Below are 3,488 nucleotides of genomic sequence, written 5' to 3'. Positions count from 1 at the left end.
ATTTGAATTAAATGATGAGCTGCAAGCCTATGTATTTTTCGCTGCAACTTTCTGCACTTTTCGCTTGCAAAAAACAAAGTTTCTGTTAGTCCTTAAAACTTAAAATTTAACATTTGTTTAACGGAGACCTCTAATAAGTTCACTGAACTTGTTGGCGGTCTCTTTTTTCTTTCCTTTTGTTACATGGAGATACATATTCACAGTTGTTTCCTCTTTGGTATGACCTAAGCGGTCCATAATTTCTATTAAATCAAATCCAAGTTCGGCCAATATAGATGTATGACTGTGGCGGAGTGAGTGAGGCTGCAGTTCATGATTTAAATCAGTCATTATTAAAAATGCGGGTCATTCTGTTTTCAAATTTCTTTGGATAAGTTGGATAGCCAGCGTATTTCTTTTGATTCCTCGGGATATTTTAATAGATGATGATTTGTTTATTTAGCTATCGTTTTAGCCGTGATTTTCCTATCTGATATAAATGTCAAGTTAATTATGGCTCTTACGTACTTATAGAGAGGCAAGAAAACTGTTTCTTGCCTCTATTAACGTTTTAATAGAGGTAACCTTGGAAAAACCTTATAGGATGTCAAAAAAAGTGACCGTTGCAACGGTCATTTTCTAGCGAACCGTTTATTATATTATCAGTTAATATAATATCAGGGAGGCAAGGAGATGAGCTCAAAAAGTAACCATGAACAAGATCTGTTACTCTTTCTTTCGAAAAATCAAGGTTATGTTACTTCGAAGGATCTCCTAGAAGTACTAAATGTTTCTCAAAAAACAGTATATCGTTTAATAAATAAAATTAACAACGAGTACGAGGACGAGGACGGCCCTTTAATTATATCTGAAAGAGGGAGAGGGTATAAACTAGATTACGAAAAATTTATTAATTATCAAAAAAGCAATTTTAAATACAAAGAAATACAATTTTCTCCTAACGAGAGACGTAAACGAATTATGGAAGAATTATTGTTGTCTTCGCCTAAACCTATAAATGTTTACCACTTATTTAGTCGCTATTATGTAGGAGACTCCGTTACTTTTAATGACGAACAAATAATGAGCGAAGAGCTTAAGAAGTACAATTTAGTTCTAGAGCGAAAAAACAGAACACTAGCCATACTAGGGGAAGAAGCTAATATTCGGAAGGCCATTAAAGATATTATTGAAATCTTTAATATGATTGATATTGATGATTTAAAAAGGAATCAACAACTTAATTTCAATCAGTACGATGTTTTGTTTATACTGGATCAATTAAGAAAGATCGAAGAAGATTTAGATATAACGATTCCCTATCCATATAATGTAAACATTTTCTCGCATTTATATATACTACTAAGCCGCTCAAGAAAAGTTCCTACCAGACTGTTTACTGATAAGATTTCTAATGAAGAAATGGAAAACATGAAAAGAGATATTTTGTATCCAGTTGCAAAAGTTATTGTCCAAAATATTGAAAAATATTTGAACAGTTCTTTGCCAGATATTGAGATTTATTTTCTTTATCAGTATTTAGTGTCATCAAGAATGCAGGGATCTCTTGCTAAAACTTCCACTTTTTCATCAGAAGTTATCCAAGTAACGAAAGCATATATTGAAGGAATGAGTACTAGCTTAGGAATTGATATAGACAGTCAGTCTATTTTTATTGATTTAGCCAACCATATTAAACCGATGCTTAATCGATTAGAGCATAAAATTCGAATTAAAAACAGCTTGTTAAGTCAGATTAAGGTAACGTATGAAGAAGTATTTTTGGGCGTAACAAACGTATCTGAATTGGTAAGTAAAAAATTCAACTTACCAGCCATAAATGACGATGAGAATGGGTTTATCACCCTCTATTTTGCAAAAGCTATTGAAACTGGCCAACATCAACGCCCAATAAAAACACTAATCATGTGTACGACAGGAATTGGAACTTCAGAACTTTTAAAAGCAAAAGTTTCAAAGAAATTTCCCGAGTTAGAAATTGTTGATGTAGTAGCATCACGAAATACACAAATGTTAAAAGAGAAATACTCAGATGCTGAATTGATCCTGAGTACTGTTCATATTAAGGAAGAAGTACCCATTCCTTATTTATTAGTGAGTGCGATGTTTACAATTGATGACCAGAAGAGACTTCAGGGAAAGATAGAGGAAATTTATCATGGAGATTAATTCAATCTATCAAGTTTATTTTAATTGTGAGTTAAAAACAAAAGAAGAAGTACACTCTTTTATTTCTGAAATCGTATGTCAGGATAATCCTTCGCAAAAAGAGGAAGTTATCAATCAATTAAATAAAAGAGAAAAAGTAGGCAGCACATTAATCGCTGAACATGTGATGTTGCCTCATATCGAAAGCAATCAAATAAAGAAGAGTCAAATTCTATTTATCCGTTTAGCAAATCCAATCCGATCATGGGATTGCCAGACAAAGGATATTTGTTTATTGATTGTTATTTTATTAAAGGAAAATGAAAGCGTTCAATTGAAAAAGAAAATATCCTTATTCACCCGAGCTTTAGCAGATGAAGAGTATGTAAACCGATTATTGAATAGTCGTGAAAAAGAAAATTTTATTAAAGAAATTTTAAAAAATTAGGAGGAATAATGATGAAAATAGTAGGAGTTGCAGCATGCACAGTTGGGATCGCACATACATATATCGCACAGGAGAAATTAGAGAATGCCGGAAAGAAAGCAGGCCATGAAATTCATATTGAAACACAAGGAACGATTGGAACAGAGAATGAACTGACTCAAAAACAGATCGATGAAGCAGACATCGTTATCTTAGCTGCAGATGTTAAAATCGCCGGAAGGGAACGTTTTGAAGGGAAGAGAATCATCCAAGTTACGACAGAAATAGCTGTTAAATCACCAAATAAATTAATTGAAAAAGCGGCAGAGGTTGTAAGTCAAAAGAAATAATTTAAGCAAGGAGAGGAAAATGATGGAAGTCAAAGATATTGTAGATTTAAACACAATCAAAACCAACATGAGTGCTAAAAGTAAGGAAGAAGCCATTCAAGAATTAGCAGAGGTGTTGCTACAAAATGAATACATTACAGAAATTAAAGCGTTTTTAAAAGATATTTATGCTAGGGAAGCAGTGGGACAAACTGGAATCGGAAATTATATTGCGATTCCTCATGGTAATAGTCATTCTGTAAAAAAAATAGGAGTAGCGATTGGGATTACGCAGGAAGAAATCCCATGGGAGACACTCGACGGGAAAGGTGTAAAGGGAATCATTCTTTTTGCTGTTGGAAAAGAAAATGATGGAGCACAACAACATCTAAAATTATTATCACTATTTGCAAGGAAATTAGGGAACGATGAAGTCGTTGAGAAAATGCTACAGTCGAAAGATCCTGCAGATGTGAAAAATGCTTTATGTAATTAAAAGACTTGTAGAGTAGGTAGTGTCAAAAGTTCTATGAAAAAACAACGTTTTAGTTTTAATTAACACCGAAGTGAACTTGTTGACCGCC

Annotated in this window: 5 protein-coding genes; 4 read left to right on the top strand and 1 reads right to left on the bottom strand. The window is 33.2% G+C overall.

Annotated elements, in window-relative coordinates:
• Positions 1-117: 117 nt before the first annotated feature.
• Positions 118-330 (bottom strand): tyrosine-type recombinase/integrase, encoded by a 213-nt coding sequence (locus Q1B07_RS26275; RefSeq protein ID WP_299095625.1) that lies wholly within the window; start codon positions 328-330, stop codon positions 118-120.
• Positions 331-672: 342 nt separating this feature from the next.
• Here Q1B07_RS26275 and Q1B07_RS26270 point away from each other — a divergent pair, with 342 nt between their 5' ends.
• From Q1B07_RS26270 to Q1B07_RS26255, 4 genes are read left to right on the top strand one after another with little or no spacing between them, the layout of a single operon-like run.
• Positions 673-2,169, top strand: a complete 1,497-nt coding sequence (locus tag Q1B07_RS26270; protein WP_299095627.1) for a PRD domain-containing protein — start codon at positions 673-675, stop codon at positions 2,167-2,169.
• Positions 2,159-2,596 (top strand): PTS sugar transporter subunit IIA, encoded by a 438-nt coding sequence (locus Q1B07_RS26265; RefSeq protein ID WP_299095629.1) that lies wholly within the window; start codon positions 2,159-2,161, stop codon positions 2,594-2,596. Before Q1B07_RS26270 ends, Q1B07_RS26265 begins: the two co-directional genes overlap by 11 nt.
• 11 nt (positions 2,597-2,607) lie before the next feature.
• Positions 2,608-2,925, top strand: a complete 318-nt coding sequence (locus Q1B07_RS26260) for a PTS fructose transporter subunit IIB (RefSeq protein WP_299095630.1) — start codon at positions 2,608-2,610, stop codon at positions 2,923-2,925.
• 19 nt (positions 2,926-2,944) lie between these two features.
• Positions 2,945-3,400 carry a fructose PTS transporter subunit IIA gene (locus Q1B07_RS26255; RefSeq protein WP_299834259.1) on the top strand — a complete coding sequence of 152 codons (456 nt, stop codon included), beginning with the start codon at positions 2,945-2,947 and terminating at the stop codon, positions 3,398-3,400.
• The last annotated feature ends 88 nt before the right edge of the window (positions 3,401-3,488 follow it).

Origin of the sequence: uncultured Metabacillus sp., assembly GCF_947503125.1 — a bacterium.
Taxonomy (GTDB): Bacteria; Bacillota; Bacilli; order Bacillales; family Bacillaceae; genus Metabacillus.
This window is presented reverse-complemented; position numbering and strand designations above follow the sequence as displayed.

Bases quoted from the DNA above. Each gene is read 5' to 3' on its own strand.
- Q1B07_RS26275 (WP_299095625.1), bottom strand. From the start codon at position 330: ATGACTGATTTAAATCATGAACTGCAGCCTCACTCACTCCGCCACAGT.
- Q1B07_RS26270 (WP_299095627.1), top strand. From the start codon at position 673: ATGAGCTCAAAAAGTAACCATGAACAAGATCTGTTACTCTTTCTTTCG.
- Q1B07_RS26265 (WP_299095629.1), top strand. From the start codon at position 2,159: ATGGAGATTAATTCAATCTATCAAGTTTATTTTAATTGTGAGTTAAAA.
- Q1B07_RS26260 (WP_299095630.1), top strand. From the start codon at position 2,608: ATGAAAATAGTAGGAGTTGCAGCATGCACAGTTGGGATCGCACATACA.
- Q1B07_RS26255 (WP_299834259.1), top strand. From the start codon at position 2,945: ATGATGGAAGTCAAAGATATTGTAGATTTAAACACAATCAAAACCAAC.